The sequence below is a fragment of the Fretibacterium sp. OH1220_COT-178 genome, assembly GCF_003860125.1.
In the GTDB taxonomy this organism is placed as follows: Bacteria; Synergistota; Synergistia; order Synergistales; family Aminobacteriaceae; genus CAJPSE01.
This window is the reverse complement of record NZ_RQYL01000005.1, coordinates 38,463-55,449: the sequence shown is the minus strand read 5'-3', so window position 1 is coordinate 55,449 and position 16,987 is coordinate 38,463. Positions and strand designations below refer to the sequence as shown.

The window sequence follows — 16,987 nt, the reverse complement described above, 5'->3', positions numbered from 1 at the left end:
GTCAGTTGTTTGAGGACGATGTGGAGCCATCGACCTCTCCGCCCAGGTAGGCCTTGCGCACCCGCTCGTCGTCGCGCAGGGCCGCCGAATCGCCCTCCAGGGCGACCCGTCCCGTCACCATCACGTAGGCACGGTGGGAGATCTTAAGGGCCATGCGGGAGTTCTGCTCCACCAGGATGATGCCGACCTTGTCCTCTCGGTTGATCTGGACGATGGCTCGGGCGATCTCCTGAACGAAGATGGGCGCCACCCCCAGCGACGGCTCGTCCAGCAGCAGGAGCTTGGGACGCGCCATCAGCCCGCGGCCGATGACGAGCATCTGCTGTTCGCCGCCGCTCATGGTCCCCGCAATCTGGCCGATCCTTTCCTTGAGCCGGGGGAAACGGGCGAAAACCTGTTCCAGGGACTCCTCGATCTCCGCACGCTTGCGGCGCAGGAAGGCCCCCATCAGCAGGTTGTCCTTGACCGTCATCAGCGGAAAGACGTGACGCCCCTCCGGGACCATGGTGATCCCCCGCTCCACGATCTCCTCCACCGAGAGGCGGTCGATCCGTTCGCCCTCGAAGGTGATCTCGCCGGAGTCCAGACGGCGAAGCCCCGTGATCGCGCGGAGCACCGAGGTCTTGCCCGCCCCGTTCGCCCCTATGAGCGTCACGATCTCCCCGCTCTTCAACGAGACGGAGACGCCGCGAAGCGCCCGAACGCAGTCGTAGGTGATGTTCATATTCTTGGCTTCCAGCATCAGAACCCCACCTCCTCATCCTCACGGCCAAGGTAGGCCTCGATAACCGCCTCGTCCGATTGTATCGCGGCAGGGACGCCCTCCGCGATCTTCTTGCCGAAGTTCAGCACCACGATCCGGTCGCTGATGCTCATGACGGCGGGCATGTCGTGCTCCACCAGCAGCACCGTGACGCCCCGGTCGCGAATGCCGCGCACCATCTGCATCGCGTGCTCCGTCTCGTCGGAGTTCATGCCGGCGAAGGGTTCGTCCAGAAGCAGCAGTTTCGGTCGGGCCGCCATCCCGATGGCGATGCCCAGGGCGCGGAGGTAGCCGTGCGGCAGCGTGGAGGCCAGCATCTCCTTCACATCCCCGAGCCCCAGGTAGTCGAGGATCTCCGCGGCGCTCTCCCGGAAACGGGCCTCGTCGCTCCGCGCCGCCGGAGTCCCGAGGAAGAAGCCGGGCAGGGATGCCGTGCTCTGCAGGTGGTGGGCCACCACGACGTTGTCGATGGCCGTCATGTTGCGGAAGATCGTCGTCTCCTGGAAGGTCCGGACGATTCCCTTGCGGGCGACCAGATGGGGCGACATCGAGGTGATGTCCTCCCCCCGATAGACGACCTTGCCGGAGCTGACGGAGAGGAAGGACGAGATCAGCTTGAAGAGCGTGCTCTTTCCCGCCCCGTTGGGGCCGATGACGCTCAGGATCTCCCCCTCCGTGACCGAGAAGGAGACGTCGTTCACGGCCGCCAGTCCCCCGAAGCGCTTGGTCAGATTCCTGACCTCCATGAGCGGAGCGCTCATCTCTCCACCTCCCTTTCTTCCGGGGCAGAGTCATCCGCGCAGACGAAATGGTTGCGCCCCCAGGGCAGTTTGAGGCTCAGAAGCCCGTTGGGCAGCCAGAGCATCATGCCGATCATGATCAGGGAGTAGATGAGGGGCTGATACTGGTTGAGCCCCTGGAGCATCTCGAAGCTGATGAAGAGCACGAACGTCCCGACGAGCGCCCCCCAGACGCTGCCCAGGCCGCCGAGGAAGCAGTAGAGCAGAAAGTAGGTGGAGTCCTGAACGGTGAAGGACGCAGGATAGACGGACTGCTGCATGGCGACGAAGAACGCGCCGCCGACCCCGGCGAACGCGGCGCAGATCGCCAGAGCGATCACGCGCAGCCTGGGGACGTCGACCCCGAAGGAGGAGGCCAGGTCCTCGTTCTGCTGCAGGGATCGGAAGAGCCAGCCCAGGCGGCTGTTGACGATCCTGTAGAGCACGGCGAACCCCACGATGAGGAGGAGCGCACCGAGGTAGTAGAAGGCCAGGTGCTTGTCCACCGTCGCGAAATCGGGCACGAGGGTCAGCCCGCCGATCTTCAGCGCCCCGGGCAGAGGCAGGTTGAGGATGCCCTTGGCCCCGTTGGTGATCGAGGGAAAGCTCTGGGCCGCCAAACGCGCCGTCTCCGTCAGGCTCAGGGTGATCATCGAGAAATAGACGCCCTTCAGGCGCAGCAGGGGCATCCCGATCAGGATGCTGAGCAACACCGTCACGACGACGGCGCCCACCAGGGAGGTCCAGAAGGAGCAACCCAGCCGGGAGACCAGGATGGCGGAGGTATAGCCCCCCACCAGGGTGAAGGCTCCCTGACCGATGTTGATGCGGCCGATGTAGAAGATCAGCCAGACGCCGGCGCTGATCACGCTCAGGACGGACGCGGTGGTCAGGACCCCGAGAAAATAGGGTTTCCCTTTGAGGACGAGGGGGATCCCCACGAGATAGATCAACAAAAACAGCGCGAGCAGCGCGATTTTTTTCGGTTTCATGAGTTCGCCCTCCCTAGCTGACGGCCTTGCCCATCAGGCCGTTCGGACGCAGGGCAAGGAAGACGATCAGTGCCGCGAAGATGATCAGGTACGTCTCTCCGCCGGGGAAGAAGTAGTAGCCCCAGGACTCGAGCATACCTAGAGTGAGCCCGCCGAGTATGGCCCCCGAGATGGCTCCGGCCCCGCCGATCATGACCATGATGAAGGCCTTGACGGAGATCCACTGCCCCAGCCCCGCGTTGACCCCCGAGATGGGCACCAGCATCGCGCCCGCCAGGCCGGCCAGCATCGCCGCGAGGGCCCAACCCAGGATGGCGTAGCGTCCCACGTTGACTCCCATCAGGCGGGCGGTCTCGGCGTCCTGAGCCATGGCCCTCAGGGCCCGGCCGGGACGGGTGTAGCGCATGAAAAGGATGAATACTGCGATGAACAGGCAGGAGAGGCCGATCACGAGAAGCCTTCCCTTGGGGATGAAGACGCCGCCTACGTTGAAGACCCCGCCGATGACGGCGGGGACCCCGCGGTGCTTCTCCCCGAAGAAGATGAGGACGAGGCTCTCCACCATCATGGCCGTTCCGGCGGAGAGAAGCATCGAGCTCTCCTCGCGGGCGCTGCGACGAAGAACGGGACGGAAGAAGAAAAGCTCGAAAAGACAGCCCACCGCGGCCAGGGTCAGTGCGGACGCGATCAGGGCGACGAAGAACGGCAGCTTCATGCCGCCGTAGATGTAATAGGTGACGAATCCGCCCAGGACATAAAGCTGTCCGTGAGCGAAGTTGAGGACGTTCATCAGGGCGAAGATCAGCGTCAGCCCCAGGGCGATCAACGCGTACTGAGCCCCTGTGTACAGTCCGTTAAACAATACTTGTCCCAAAGACAATCCCTCCTACCGGGACGGCGAGGCCCCGGATCGTTCCGCCGGAAACGTCCTCTGCCAGGGGAGAACGCCGTCCGACACCAAGATATCTCGACAAGCTTCGAGGCGCACTTCGAAAGCGCGCCCCGAAGCCTCCCAAACCGGCGAAAGAAAAAATCAAAAAACACCTTCGCCTCGGAAAACAGCCCTATCCCGTTCCCCAAGTCGTATGCGGGCAGGGCGGGCTAAGACACGCGACCGTTCTCTCAGAGGGCCGACACTACTCCGCGCTGCCGACGAAGAGGGTCTTGAAGTCCCCGCCCTCGAAGACGGTGACGACCATGGGGATGGAGATCTGGCGCTTCTGGCCGAAGTAGGGCGTGCCGATGTAGTGCAGGGGCCTGTTGTCCTTCAGGTAGGGGTTGGGCATCGTGAAGGTCTCCATGGCGGCCTTGAACTTCTCCACGTCGTCGATGGCCTCGGGACCGGCCTGCTTGAGGGTGTTCAGGATGATCTCGAGCGCGTAGACCTTCGTCCCCGCCTCGTCGTTCCACTCGCCGGCGACCTTCTCGTACTCCTTGATGAACTCCTCCATGTAGTCGCTGCGGATCTCGGGGGTGCTCGCGCCGCCCACGGAGATGAATCCGTTGGCCGCATCGCCGGCCAGTTCCGCGATCACCTTCGCGTCCTGGGCGGTCTCCGTGCTGAGGATCCCCTCGAACCCGAGCTCGCGCGCCGTCTTGATCAGAAGGGGCGTGTCCGCGGGAGCGGCTCCGGAGAGCACCAGCAGGTCGGGCTTCTTGCCGACGACGCTCGACATGACGGGGAAGAAGTCCGTGGTGCCGGGCTCGTAGGTGTCCTTATCCGCGACGATCTCCAGCCCCAGTTTCTTGGCGGCCTCGACGCCCTCCTCCCTCTGGTTGAGGGACTCGGAGTCGTTGCGCGCGACGAACGCGATGGTCTTGATGCCCTTCTCCTTCATCAGATAGGAGTAGATGACGGGCCCGGCCTGGTAGGAGGCGATCATGCCCAGGATCGAGTTGCTGGCCGGGGCGGTGTAGAGCTTCTTGGAGAAGGCGTAGGGGATGCTGATGGCCTTGCCCTTCTCGATCACGGGGACGATGGCCATGGAGGTGGGGTCGATGTTGGGACCGATGATGTAGCGGATCCCCTCCTCGTAAATGAGCCGCTCGGCGCCGGACACGGAGACCTTGGGATCGTTGCGGTCGTCGACCGCGACGATCTTGATCTTGTAGGTGTCCTCCCCGATCTGGAATCCGCCCTTGTCGTTGATCATCTTGGCGGACGCCTCGGCGCAGTAGCGATTGACCAGCCCCCAGGAGGCCGCCGGGCCGCTCATGACGCCAAGCACTCCGATCTTCAGTTCCTTCTCCGCCGCCAGCGCGGCTCCGCAGAGCGACAGGGAAAGCAGGACAACCAGAAGCGACGCGAGGACCTTACGAGACCCAACACAGAACTTACCCATTACAAAAACACGCTCCTCTCGCGGGACAAGACGTCCCAATCCAGACTCCACGGCGGCCGGGGGTCGACCCCATTCTCCGCCCGGCGGAGGAGGGGAATCCCCGTCCCCCGCCCGCACGCGCACTGCTTTGTTCCCTCAAAGGCGAAGGGCGCTCTTTGGAGCGTTCAGGCGCCCCGACGTCTCACCAACTGCCCGCACCCGAACGGCGCACGAACGGCGCCGTCGCTCCAGACGACCCGGCCGCGCACGATGGTGGTCTCGGGCACCCCCTTGCCCTCCAGCCCGACGAACGCCGAGATGCGGTTGAGGTATTGAAGGGATTCCTCGGTAATCCTCCACCCCCGGTTCGGGTCCAGAATCACCAGGTCCGCGTCCGAGCCCACCCGGATCGTCCCCTTGCGCCCCCAGAGGCCGAAGATCCGCGCCGGCCCCTCGGAGAGACGGGCGGCAACGAGCGAAGGGGACAGGCCGCGGCGGTGTACGGCACGGTCGAAGAAGACCGCCATCAAACTCTGGATGCCGCTGATCCCGCCCCAGGCCTTGAACGCTCCCTCCGATTCGTCCTTCTCCTGCGGGGCGCAGGGCGAATGGTCGGAGGCCACGCAGGCCAGGGTTCCGTCGACGACATAGTCCCAGAGCCCCTCCCGAGCCGCCGAATCCCGCAGCGGAGGGGCGCACTTGAAGAGCATCCCGCGCTCCAGGACGTCGTCCTCCCCGAAGACGAGGTAGTGCGTGCAGGTCTCGCCCGTCACGGACAGCCCCTCGGCCCGGGCCCGACGGATCAGCTCCGCCACCTCGGGATGGCTGACGTGGCAGATGTGGACCCGCGCGCCCGTCGCGCGAGCCAGCTCGATGACCCCCGCGGTGGCGATGCGCTCGGCATCGACCGGACGGGATCGCAGGAAGTCCGGGCGCCCGGTCCTTCCGGCACGAATCGCGCGGTCCTCCTCGTGCCGGATGATGGAGTAGTCCTCGGCGTGAAAGCCCAGCAAGCCGCCGAACGATGCGGCGATCTCCAGGGCCTCGCGGACGACCCCCAGATCGAGCGTCCGGTAATCCGGGGACACGGGGCCCAGAAAGACCTTGAAGGAGGTGACGCCCGCCTCGTGGAGCTCGTGCATCCGGTCGAGGTTGTCGCCCGTCAGACCGCCCCAGAACGCATAATCCACAAGGGCCTTCTCCCGAACGGCCTCGTGCTTGCGGGCGAAGATCTCGGCGTTGGTCAGGGCGGGCTCGTTCTGCAGCGGCATGTCCACCACCGTGGTCACGCCGCCGGCCGCCGCCGCAGCGGTCCCATGGGCAAAATCCTCGCGCCAGGTGAACCCCGGATCGTTGAGGTGCGCATGGACGTCGATCGCCCCCGGCAGGACGAGCTTGCCCGCCGCATCGAGAACCCGGTCGGCGCGGACATCCTCCCGAGCGCCTGGAGAGAGCAGTGCGGCCACCCGCCCATCCTTCACGACGACGTCCGCCGCATCGACCCCCTCGGCGGTCACGACCCGACCATTTTTGACCAGCAGATCGCAGTTCATTTCCATCGCTCCACGAATCCCTCCGAGACGCCCTAAATCTCCACTCCGCCCGGCAGCGTCCGCACCTTGGCGCGCGGAGCCTCGAAGAGCCCCACCTTGCTGCTCGTGTAGCCGAGGCTGTGATAGGCCTCCGCCTGCTTGAGAGCGGCGGACAGCCCGTCGATGCAGACCACGCCGCCCGCCTCCTCGCCGATCGCACGATCCCGGCCGGAGAAGGAGGCCCCGCCAAGGCAGATCACCTCGGCTCCGTCCTCCTCCACGGCCCGGCGCGCCTCGAGGGCGAAGACCCTGTTGGCCTCCTTGAGGTTGTCGAAGGACTGCTTGACATCCATCGTGTTGACCGTTCGGACCGAGGCGCACAGGGCCTCCAGCCCGTAATAGCGAACCAGGCTCTCGATCACGGGCTTGAAGCGGTTCAGGGGGGAGAGGATGCTGAAGCGATGCCCGAAGGTGCATGCCGCCAGCATGGAGGACTGGGCGATGCCGTAGACCGGCTTGTCCGTCAGCTCGCGGGCGGCATAGAGGCCGGGGTCGCAGTAGCAGGCGATGACAAAGGCGTCGTAGTCCTCTTCATGGCGCTTGACCAGCTCGACCGTCGCCAATGCGCCGAAGGCCGCGTCGTAGTTGCCCTCGATCACCGGCACGCCCCACTCCGCACAGATCACGTCCACCGTCGTTCCGGGGTTCACCAGGCTGCGGGAGACGTCGCGGATTTTGTCCGTGATGTCTCGGTTCATGTTGGAGTTGATCACCAGCAATTTCATTTCGATACACCTCTTCGTTCCGGTGCCGCGGGCATGCCGCGGATACTTGGGGAATCGACCTTGCCCCCGGCGTCGTCAAAGCTGTTCCGGATGCCCTTGCCGGACGTTTGCAGTTCTTGGGGCTCAAGAGGTTGATCCCCGAGCCCCAAGCGATTCCCTAAATCTCCACGCCGCCGGGCAGCGTGCGCACCTTGGCGCGCGGGGTCTCGAAAAGCCCCACCTTGCTGCTCGTGTACCCGAGGGCGTGATAGGCCTCCGCCTGTTTGAGGGCCGCGGACAGCCCGTCGATGCAGACCACGCCGCCCGCCTCCTCGCCGATCGCGCGGTCGCGGCCGGCGAAGACGGCCCCACCCAGACAGATCACCTCGGCGCCGTCCTCCTCCACGGCCCGGCGCGCCTCGAGGGCGAAGGCCGTATTGGCGGCCTTCAGGTCGTCAAAGGACTGCCTCACGTCCATATTGACGGTCCGGACCGAGGCGCACAGGGCCTCCAGTCCGTAGAACCGCACCAGGCTTTCGAGCACCGGCCTGAAACGGTCCAGGGGGGAGAGGATGCTGAACCGGTGCCCGAAGGTGCATGCCGCCAGCATGGAGGACTGGGCGATGCCGTAGACCGGCTTGTTCGTCAGCTCCCGGGCGGCATAGAGGCCGGGGTCGGAATAGCAGACGACGATGAAGGCGTCGTAGTCCCTCTCGTGGCGCTTGACCAGCTCGACCGTCGCCAGCGCGGCAAAGGCCGCGTCGTAGCTGCCCTCGATCGCGGGCACGCCCCACTCCGCGCACACCGCATCCACCGTCGTCCCCGGGCTTGCCAACCCCCGGGCGACGTCGCGGATCTTGTCCGTGATCGCACGGTTCATATTCGAGTTGATGGCCAGAATCTTCATAGCGATACCCTCTCAGGATCCCGACGCTGCGGTCATGCCGCGGTCCGCGTGGGATCGACCTTGCCGTCGAAGATGTCCCGGTTGAACTCGCCCTCGCCCTTCGCGATGATCAGGGCGATCAGCGCGTCGCAGTCGACGTTCGGGATCGTCGTGATCATGCCCCGGAACCAGTCCACGCTCGCCAGGATGGCGATGCCCTCCGCAGGAAGCCCCAGGGTCGGCATGAGGCTCGCCAGGATGATCAGGGCCCCGCCCGGAACCGCCAGGGTACCCATGCAGGCCAGGGTGGAGATGGCGACGACCTGAATGGCCCTGCTGAGGGGCATGTCGATGTGGAAGAACTGGGCGATCATGATGCTGCCCATGGACAGGAACAGGGCCTGTCCCGCGCTGTTGAGCACCATGCCCAGGGGGTTGACGAGGTTCGAGATCTTCTTGCTGACGCCCAGCTTGTTCTCCGAGTCCTGCATCTTGACGGGCAGGGATATGGCGGAGGACGTGGTCGTCGCGGCGACCAGGGTCATCTCGCTGAGCTTGGCGGCCAGCTTGAAGGGATTGACCCCCACGTAGACCGCGGTGACGGCGATCATGACCACCATGATGAGGACGACGCCGAGCGCGATGCCGCCAAGGTACTTGGCCAGCGGAAGGATGATGTCGAAGCCCAGGGACCCCGAGACCCAGGCCATGAGCGAGAAGACGCCCAGGGGCGCGGTCCTCATGATCACCTTGATCATGGTCAGGAGGGACCTGTTGAAGACGCGCAGCCCGTTCAGCAGGGAGCGGTCTCCGTCGTCCCTGACGTTCAGGCTGACCGCCACCCCCAGCACGATCGCGAAGACGATGACCTGGATCATGGAGCCCTTGGCCATGGAGTCGACGATGTTGACGGGGAAGAAGTTGAGGATGACCTGCGTTATCGTCTGAGTCGGAGGCTGGACCGGATTCGCCGTCTCCATGGGCGGGAGCCCGACGCCGGGCTGGATCGCAAAGGCCAGTCCGAGTCCGACGACGGCAGCCAGGACCGTGGAGATGCCGAACCACGCAAACATCTTGAAGCCCAGCTTGCCGAGCTCCTTGGGGTTGATCTGTCCCACGGCCTCCAGGACCGCGCCGAGGATGATCAGAGGCACGGACATCTGGATCAGACGCAGGAAGATGTCGCCGAAGATCTTGATCGGCGCGATGCTCGGCCCGACGATGTATCCCGTCACCATGCCCAGCACGGTGGCCAGAAGGATGCTGTGCGTCAGGGAAATTTTGAACTTTTTTGGGGTGGCGCTGGTTTCTGTCATCAATCGATTCTCCCTTGGTAGGTTATAGGTGTGAGGTACGCAAAAAACTGAGGTCCTCGAACATCGTCACTGCCAGCCGATCATCTGCGCCACCACCAAAAATCCGCTGCCCAGTAAGGCTTGGATGAAAAACAGCGGCAGCATGAAGCGCAACCAGCGGTCCCAAGGGACCTTGGCCAGAGCCAGAACGGCCATGAAGTAGCCGGAAGTCGGGAAGATGATGTTCGACAATCCATCCCCAAGCTGAAAGGCCAGGATGGCGACCTGTCTGGTGACGCCCACCAAATCCGACAAGGGCGCCATGATGGGCATTGTGATGACGGCCTGACCGCTGCCCGAGGACACCAGGAAGTTGAACCCCGTCTGAGCCAGGAACATCCCCACGGCATTCACTGCCGGCGGGATGTTCTGGATCATCTGCGCCATATAGTGGATCACGGTGTCGATGATCTGCCCCTGGGTCATCACCACGGCCACGCCGCGCGCCACTCCCATGATCATGGCTCCCAGCAGGACCTCTCCGAACCCTTCCTCGAAGGCGCGGCAGATGGCATTGGGATTCAGGCCTCCGAGTACCCCGGAGACCAGTCCGATGGCCAGCAGCATCCCGGCCATGTGGATCATCTCCCATTTCCAGGCCAGGACGCCCCAGATCATCCAGGCAAACATCAATACGGCTGAGACCCCCGCCAGCATCTCGCGCGTCGTTGCCTTGGTACGTGTCGTCTCCCCCTCGGCGGCAAATTGCGCCCGCCAGCGCTCGTCGACCTCGCGTACGAGGCTTTTTGAGGGATCCTTTCGGACCTTCCCCGCGTAGCGCATGACGTAGAGGACCGTGGAAAAGGTCAGAACAACGAGCACAAGGAAGCGGTAGCTGGATCCGGAGTAGAGCGGTATGTCGGAGATCTTTTGGGCCAGGCCGACCGTGAACGGGTTGGTGATCGCTCCGGTGAAGCCGGCCGTCGTAGCGCAAAGCGCTGTAGCGGCGGCTGTAATGGAATCGAACCCAAGCGCCAGCATCAAAGGCAGGATGATGGGCACGTAGATCAGCGAAAGTTCCTGGGTTCCTATAAAGGCCGCTATGGCGGAAAAGACCACCATCAAAACGGGGATGACCAGGATGCCTCGCTTGGACATCCGTCGTGCCAGCGCTGCGACTCCGATGGAAATGGCTCCGGTACGCTTGACGACGCCGAACGCTCCCCCCACACAGAAGGTCACGGCGATTACGGCCGCAGCCTCCGTGAACCCCCGGGGAATGGACATGAAGATGCCCAACAGGTCCACCGGGGTGTTCTCCACCCGACGATAGGAGGAGGGGTCCACCATCATGCGTGTGGAGCCTTCCACTTCGATAGGGACGCGGTTGTAGAGGCCTGCGGGAACGATGCGGGTACAGAGAGCCATCAGAACGATAAAGAAGAAGAGGATGGCAAAAATATGGGGCTCGGCAAAACGCGTTTTTCTGTTGAGAGGCATTTCCTTCATGTTGTTTTCACCTCGTTTCGGGATCGGGGACAAGACGCTCCCTGGAGACTGCCTTTGGAACGCCGTACTTTCGGTGCCCTCAAAAGCGGAAGAAAAAGACGAGGCAGTCCCCTTAGGACCTCCTCGTCTTTATATTGATAAGCCTTTTGTCAGTCCACACCGACCATTCCGGCGATCAGCGCCATGCGGATGGGAACGCTGAAGGCCATCTGGCGGAAATAGAGCTGGAACTCGCTGTCGTCGATCGCGTAGTCGAACTCCACGTCGTTGCGAGGCAGAGAATGCATGATGCCTACGACCTTGCCGGTCTTCTCCTTGATCTTCCTGAGGCCGTCGAGGGTGATGTAGAACGGCTTGATCGTGTCCAGGAAGGCCGCGCGCGCCGCAGGGTCGTCCTTGGGCACGCTGCATCCCGGAAGGTAGCAGGCGTCGACATCAGCCATGCACTCCATGTACTCCTCGTTGCTCAGGTCGTTGTGCACCGTGACCTTGGCCCCCGTCGCCTTGATCTTGTCCATGATGACCTGCGGGATGGGGTTGACGCTCGTCCCGACGTACACCAGCTCCGCCCCCATGGTGGCCAGCCCCAGGGCGAAGGAGTGACCGCTGCGCGCCCTGGACAGGTCCGAGGAGGCGATCATGACCTTCACGCCCTCGAAACGGCCCAGCGCCCGGTAGATGGTGTAGACGTCGAGCAGGCCCTGGGTGGGGTGCGTGACGTTGCCCCAGCCCCCGCTGATCACGGGGACGCGCGCACCGGAGAGCGCGGGGAAGACCTCCGCATCGTTGGGGTGCCGGAGGGCGATGATGTCCGCGTAGACCGACACGGTACGGAGATAGTCCGAGAGCGATTCGCCCTTCGCGGTGGAGGAACTGGTGGTGGGATTCGACTCCGAGAGTACGCTGCCGCCGAGGCGCAGCATGGCGACCTCCGTGCTGAAGCGCGTGCGGGTGCTCGGCTGAAAGAAGAGCGTCGCCAGCACCTTGCCCTCCATCAGGTTCAGCTTGGACCGCCAATAGGGCTCCAGCATCTCGCCGGCCTCGAAGAGGCTCTGGAGCTGCTGGCGCGTATAATCCGTCAAAAACTCGAAATTCTTTCCCCTGAGCCCCGTCTCGGCCAGTTTGTCCTTGATCTGAAACGGGGTGAAGCTCTTCGGCAAAGCCATGAAACGATTTCTCCTTTCGGTTCTTCGGGATCCCGCGAGACTAGATCTCGGCGTCCCGGTTGAAATCCTTGGAATAGATGTAGCTCAGGCGCTCGCGCCCCGTGGCGTAGACGGCCTGCTGCGTGAAGGGGCCGAACCAGACGAAGTCCTCCTTCTGCACCTGGACGTAGTCGTCGCCCAGAATGTAGACGCCCTGCCCCGAGAGCATGTAGGCCCCGTGCTCCTGGACATGGGTCTCGATGAAGGGGTGGCACCCGGCCGGCTCGAAGCTCAGAATGTGGAAGTTCATGTCGAACCCGAGGTCCGTGGGCAGCAGGTCCTGCAGGAAGACGTTGGCCATGTCCTCGTAGATGCGCTCCGGGATGTCGTGGACGTTGCCCCAGACGGTGCGCGCGGAATGCCCTTCGATGGGCGTGTAGCGCTGTTTGTAGAAGAGAATCCGCATCGTCCCGTTGGATTTGTTGAGGAAGTCCATCCCGACCCCGGCGGGCGAGTAGGCGTAGCCGCCCTGCTTCAGCGCCTTTTCCTCTCCGCCGATCCGGACCGTCAGCTCGCCCTCGCCATCCATGAAGTAGACGAAGGTCTCGATCCCCTCCTCGGCGCACCAGGTCTTCGTGGTCTTCGCGCCCGGCTCGACGGTCGAGATGTAGAACACGAAGCTGGCCCCGTACTTCGGAGAGGCCAGAATGGTGGTCGAAAAGCCCTCGAAGAAGGGAAGGACGTTCTTCACCCGCCCCTCCGGGGGAATCACCGTGTAAAGACCAGGTTTCACCACTGCCCGCGTCGTCAGGTTGCCCTTCGGATAACCCATTGCAAAACACCGCCTTAGCTTGATTTTTTCCGAGAAAGCCGGAAGCGGCCCCCCGCTGCAAAACGGCCCCGTTCCTTCACGACGGGGCCGCCAGAGCGACAACCCCGAGGGGGTGCGCCGTTTCCTTTTGAGAAAAGTATAGGGAAGGATGAAAGGAAAATCATTGTAAACAAGATACGAAAAAAGCGACCTCGAATTATGGACAAAAAACAACAAAGAGGAGAGCCCTCTCATGAAGAGCGGGCGTGCCTGAGCCCCGGAGCCCTCACGGAGTAAGGCTGCGACGGGAGGCAGCGCCTTTTTCTTCAGCCGCGCGGGAGCGTTGCGTCGGCATCACGGGGCCGCCGTTCCCGTAAATAATATATTCATCTCGAGCTTTCCGCTCGAGAAACGCCCCCAAAACGTGGAAATTTTGCCCGGCGGCCCCACATTTCCTCGCCCCGGGCCAGCCTGGCCTCGGGACGGCGGGAGCCCGCCCCCTATTCCCCTCCCTCCGGCCGATCGGCATCGGCGGGCTTGGCCACCCCGCCCTCGATGCGGATGCGCCCCCTCTCTTCGAGGCGCCGCAGCACGGCCTCGGCGAGGGGCCTCGGCCAGCCGAGGTGCCGATGAATGGAGTCGATGCCCGATTCCTGGGCCTCGGTCCCGCTGCCCTCGTGGTGGTGCAGGTGGATCAGGACGATGCGCTCCCGGTACTCCATCCTTTGCCGGGCCCGCCGCCGCACGACGCTCAGCAGCCCCCGGCTCGGCGACAGGATGAAGACGCCGAGAAACGAGAGCCCCGTCATCACGGCGATGCTGCCCGCGATGGAGACGTCCAGCCATGCGGCCATCCAATACCCCGCCACGGCGTTCAGCCCCCCGATGAGGGCGCTCAGGACGACCATGCGCCTCAGGTCGTCGGTCAGCAGGTAGGCGCTCGCCGGAGGCCCGATCATGAATGCGACCACCAGGATGGATCCCACGGCCTGAAAGGCCGCCACGGCGGTGATCGACACCGCCGCCATCAGGCCGTAGTGCAGCCACACGGGGGCGAAGCCCATCAGAGCCGCCAGGACGGGATCGAACGTCGTCAGCTTCAACTCCTTGAAGAACAGGGAAAGGGCGGCGAGGTTGAGCAGCAGCACGCAGCCCATCGACCAGGCCGCCCTGGGGCCGATGTCGGCGCCGCCCACGATCATGCGGTCGAATGGGGCGAAGGCCAGCTCCCCCAGCAGCACGGCGTCCGCATCCAGATGGACGGAATCCGCATAGCGTGTGATGAGGACGATCGCGATGCTGAAGAGCAGCGGGAAGGTCAGGCCGATGGCGGAATCCTCGGAGACGCGGCGCGAGTGCTGAAGCGCCTCCGCCATCCAGACCGTAAGCAGGCCGACCGACGCGGCCCCCACGATCAGGAACGGGGAGGTCAGGCTGTGCGTGGCCAGGAACGCGAGGACGATCCCCAGCAGCAGGGTATGGGTGATGGCGTCGGACATCATGGACATCCGGCGCAGCACGAGAAAGCAGCCCGGCAGCGCACAGGCGACGGCGACGAGGACCGCGATCAGCTGGATCTCAAGCGCGGGAGACACGGTCCGCCGCCCTCCCTCTCCGCCCCCGGCTTTCCCTGGCCCTGCCGAAGGCCAGGCTGACGAGCACGATCACGTCCGCGGCCACGACGATGGCGGGGCCGGCGGGAAGCTTCGCCGCCGCGGAGCTGGCCAGAGTCCCCGCCACGCCCGATACGGCGCCGAAGAGGGAAGCCAGCCCCACCATGACCCCCAGCCGATTCGTCCACTGCCGGGCGGCGACGGCCGGGGCCACCAGCATCGCGCTCATCAAAATGACCCCGACGGTCTGGAGGCCCGCGATGATGGCCGCGACGGTCATCGCGGACAGGAGGACGTTCAGGGCGCGGGTGGGAAGCCCGAGGCTCCTCGCGAACTCCGGATCGAAGCTCAGCAGCTTGAGCTCCTTCCAGAACAGGAGCGTGAGGGCCAGCAGCACGGCCCCCGTGACCGCAATGACGAGGATGTCGCCCTTCAGGAGGATGGCGGCCTGGCCGAAGATGAAGCGCTGGAGGCCCGCCTGGTTCGAGTTCGGGATCTTCTGCACGTAGGTGAGCAGAACCAGCCCCAGCCCGAAGAACACCGACATCCCAAGGGCCAGCGCAGTGTCGAACCGGATGCGGGAGTAGCGCACGACGCCGAGGATGAAACCGGTGGCCGCCAGTCCCGAGCACAGGGCTCCGACCAGCAGCCACACGGTATCCTTCGTCCCGGTCATCAGAAAAACGGCTGCGATGCCCGGCAACGCCGCGTGGGACACGACGTCCCCCAGCAGGCTCTCGCGGCGCAGCACCGCAAAGCTGCCGATCAGCCCGCTGGTCATGCCCAGCAGGGCGGCCCCCAGGGCGACCACCTGAAAGGTGTAGTCATGAAACAGGGAGAGCGCGCTCATCACGCGTTCTCCCCCAAAAGCGTCTCCGTGCTGCGGTAGGTGCGCCTTATGTTCTCCTCCGTGAAGACCTCGTCGGTCGGCCCCGCTGCGATGAGGCGCAGATTGAGCAGCACCGCACGATCGAAGTAGCTTCGGACCGTATGGAGGTCGTGGTGCACCACGACGACGGTCTTCCCCTTGCCCTTCAGGAGCTTGAGCAGATCGACGATGATCCGCTCCGTTCGCGCGTCCACGCCCTTGAAGGGCTCGTCCATCAGGTAGAGGTCCGCCTCCTGAGCCAGGGCCCGGGCCAGAAAGACGCGCTGCTGCTGCCCTCCGGAGAGCTGGCTGATCTGCCGATCCGCGAAATCGGCCATCCCCACCTGGGACAGGGTCTCCATCGCAATTCGCCGGTCCGCCGCTCCAGGCCGCCGGAACCATCCCAAGTGCCCGTAGCGCCCCATCAGGACCACGTCCCGGACCGTCGCGGGAAAATCCCAGTCCACGCTGCCGCTCTGTGGCACGTAGGCGACCCGTTCGGCATGAATGCGCACCTCGCCCGCGACGCAGCGCACCAGATTCAGCACGGCCTTGATCAGGGTGCTCTTGCCCGCGCCGTTGGGGCCGATGACCGCGGTCAGGCTGCCCCTGGGAATGCCGAGGTCCACGTCCCAGAGCACCGGTTCGATATCGTAGGCGACCGTGAGGTCCTCGACCTCCAGCGCCCAGGGAGCCTCTTCGGTCAGCTGCATCTTTATGTCCCTTCCCTTCGTGCTCACGGGTGCGACCCGTCCCAAGCCATGCCCGGAAATGCAGGTTACTTCAGGGCGCCCGTGATGGTGTCGACGTTCGCCCTGACCGTCAGGATATAGGTCTCGGCCCCCGAGCCGGCCCCGCCGAGCGAATCGGAGTAGAGCTCTCCGCCGATGCCGACATCGAAGCCCTTGGCCTTCACCGCGTCCTGGAGGGCCTCGATGGTCTTGCGCGGAACGGAGGACTCCACGAAGACCGCCTTGATCCTGCGTTCGACGATGAAGTCCGCCAAGGCCCTGACGTCCGCGGTCCCCGCCTCGGCCGCCGTGCTGATCCCCTGAAGTCCGCGCACCTCGAAGCCGTAGGCCCTGCCGAAGTAGTTGAAGGCGTCGTGAGCCGTGACCATAACGCGCTGCCCCTCGGGAACCTCCTTCACTTTTTCCGTGATGTAATCCTGAAGGGCATCCAGCTCCTTCCTGTAGTTCTCGGCGTTGGCCCTGTAATCCCCGGCGCGCTCGGGGTCCGCCTCGCCCAGCCCGCGGGCGAGCTCCAAGGCGGCATCCTTCCAGAGCCGCACGTCGAACCAGATGTGCGGGTCCGGAATGCCCCCTTCCTCCGTCAGAAGGTCCGCCTTGTCGATGCCGTCGGCGATGCACACCACGGTCTTGCCCTGCCGGTTCAGGGCCGCAAAGACGTCCCCCATCTTGCCCTCGAGGTGCAGCCCGTTGTAGACGACGACGTCCGCATTCTGCATCCTGCCCACATCCCCCGCGCTGGCCTGGTAGAGATGCGGATCGATTCCGGGCCCCATCAAGGCCTCCACCGCAACGTGCGGGCCTCCGACGACCCCGGCCAGATCGGCGAGCATCGTCGTCGTGGCGACGACCCGGACCTCGGCCCAGCCGACGGCGGCGGAGAGCAGGAACAGGGAAAGCGACAGGACCCTCAGCACTTTGAAGCGTTTCATGGAAAAACCTCCTCGATTTTTGAAGCCG

The 16,987-nt window shown here is 64.3% G+C and carries 16 protein-coding genes; all 16 read right to left on the bottom strand.

Annotated features, from left to right (window positions below; genetic code table 11):
* Position 1: 1 nt before the first annotated feature.
* The gene (locus EII26_RS03355) at positions 2–742 is read right to left on the bottom strand and encodes an ABC transporter ATP-binding protein (RefSeq protein WP_342447297.1); all 741 of its coding nucleotides are present in this window, start codon (positions 740–742) and stop codon (positions 2–4) included.
* Complete coding sequence (locus EII26_RS03350; RefSeq protein ID WP_124887734.1) at positions 742–1,524, bottom strand: ABC transporter ATP-binding protein; 783 nt, start codon at positions 1,522–1,524, stop codon at positions 742–744. The genes EII26_RS03355 and EII26_RS03350 overlap by 1 nt, the downstream gene beginning before the upstream one ends.
* The gene (locus EII26_RS03345; protein WP_124887733.1) at positions 1,521–2,534 is read right to left on the bottom strand and encodes a branched-chain amino acid ABC transporter permease; all 1,014 of its coding nucleotides are present in this window, start codon (positions 2,532–2,534) and stop codon (positions 1,521–1,523) included. Before EII26_RS03345 ends, EII26_RS03350 begins: the two co-directional genes overlap by 4 nt.
* A gap of 13 nt (positions 2,535–2,547) precedes the next feature.
* Entirely contained in the window at positions 2,548–3,408 is an 861-nt protein-coding gene (locus tag EII26_RS03340; RefSeq protein WP_124887732.1) for a branched-chain amino acid ABC transporter permease, read from the bottom strand.
* A gap of 262 nt (positions 3,409–3,670) precedes the next feature.
* On the bottom strand, positions 3,671–4,876 hold the full coding sequence (locus EII26_RS03335) for an ABC transporter substrate-binding protein (RefSeq protein ID WP_124887731.1): 1,206 nt from the start codon (positions 4,874–4,876) through the stop codon (positions 3,671–3,673).
* A gap of 164 nt (positions 4,877–5,040) precedes the next feature.
* Positions 5,041–6,408, bottom strand: a complete 1,368-nt coding sequence (allB, locus tag EII26_RS03330; protein WP_124887730.1) for an allantoinase AllB — start codon at positions 6,406–6,408, stop codon at positions 5,041–5,043.
* 32 nt (positions 6,409–6,440) lie between these two features.
* A complete protein-coding gene (locus EII26_RS03325; protein ID WP_124887729.1) occupies positions 6,441–7,172 on the bottom strand; it encodes an aspartate/glutamate racemase family protein in 732 nt (243 codons plus the stop codon).
* A 157-nt stretch (positions 7,173–7,329) separates the two neighbouring features.
* A complete protein-coding gene (locus EII26_RS03320; RefSeq protein WP_124887728.1) occupies positions 7,330–8,058 on the bottom strand; it encodes an aspartate/glutamate racemase family protein in 729 nt (242 codons plus the stop codon).
* Positions 8,059–8,090: 32 nt separating this feature from the next.
* The gene (locus EII26_RS03315) at positions 8,091–9,353 is read right to left on the bottom strand and encodes a dicarboxylate/amino acid:cation symporter (protein ID WP_124887727.1); all 1,263 of its coding nucleotides are present in this window, start codon (positions 9,351–9,353) and stop codon (positions 8,091–8,093) included.
* 66 nt (positions 9,354–9,419) lie between these two features.
* Positions 9,420–10,841, bottom strand: a complete 1,422-nt coding sequence (locus tag EII26_RS03310; protein WP_124887726.1) for a YfcC family protein — start codon at positions 10,839–10,841, stop codon at positions 9,420–9,422.
* A 149-nt stretch (positions 10,842–10,990) separates the two neighbouring features.
* On the bottom strand, positions 10,991–12,007 hold the full coding sequence (locus EII26_RS03305; protein WP_124887725.1) for an aspartate/ornithine carbamoyltransferase family protein: 1,017 nt from the start codon (positions 12,005–12,007) through the stop codon (positions 10,991–10,993).
* Between the two features lie 40 nt (positions 12,008–12,047).
* Positions 12,048–12,818 carry a (S)-ureidoglycine aminohydrolase gene (allE, locus tag EII26_RS03300; RefSeq protein WP_124887724.1) on the bottom strand — a complete coding sequence of 257 codons (771 nt, stop codon included), beginning with the start codon at positions 12,816–12,818 and terminating at the stop codon, positions 12,048–12,050.
* 479 nt (positions 12,819–13,297) lie between these two features.
* Positions 13,298–14,392, bottom strand: coding sequence for a metal ABC transporter permease (locus tag EII26_RS03295; RefSeq protein ID WP_124887723.1), 1,095 nt, complete (start codon positions 14,390–14,392; stop codon positions 13,298–13,300).
* Positions 14,376–15,260, bottom strand: coding sequence for a metal ABC transporter permease (locus EII26_RS03290; RefSeq protein WP_199735041.1), 885 nt, complete (start codon positions 15,258–15,260; stop codon positions 14,376–14,378). Before EII26_RS03290 ends, EII26_RS03295 begins: the two co-directional genes overlap by 17 nt.
* Positions 15,260–15,991, bottom strand: coding sequence for a metal ABC transporter ATP-binding protein (locus EII26_RS03285; protein ID WP_124887721.1), 732 nt, complete (start codon positions 15,989–15,991; stop codon positions 15,260–15,262). The genes EII26_RS03290 and EII26_RS03285 overlap by 1 nt, the downstream gene beginning before the upstream one ends.
* A 65-nt stretch (positions 15,992–16,056) precedes the next feature.
* Positions 16,057–16,959, bottom strand: coding sequence for a metal ABC transporter solute-binding protein, Zn/Mn family (locus tag EII26_RS03280; RefSeq protein WP_124887720.1), 903 nt, complete (start codon positions 16,957–16,959; stop codon positions 16,057–16,059).
* Between the last annotated feature and the right edge of the window lie 28 nt (positions 16,960–16,987).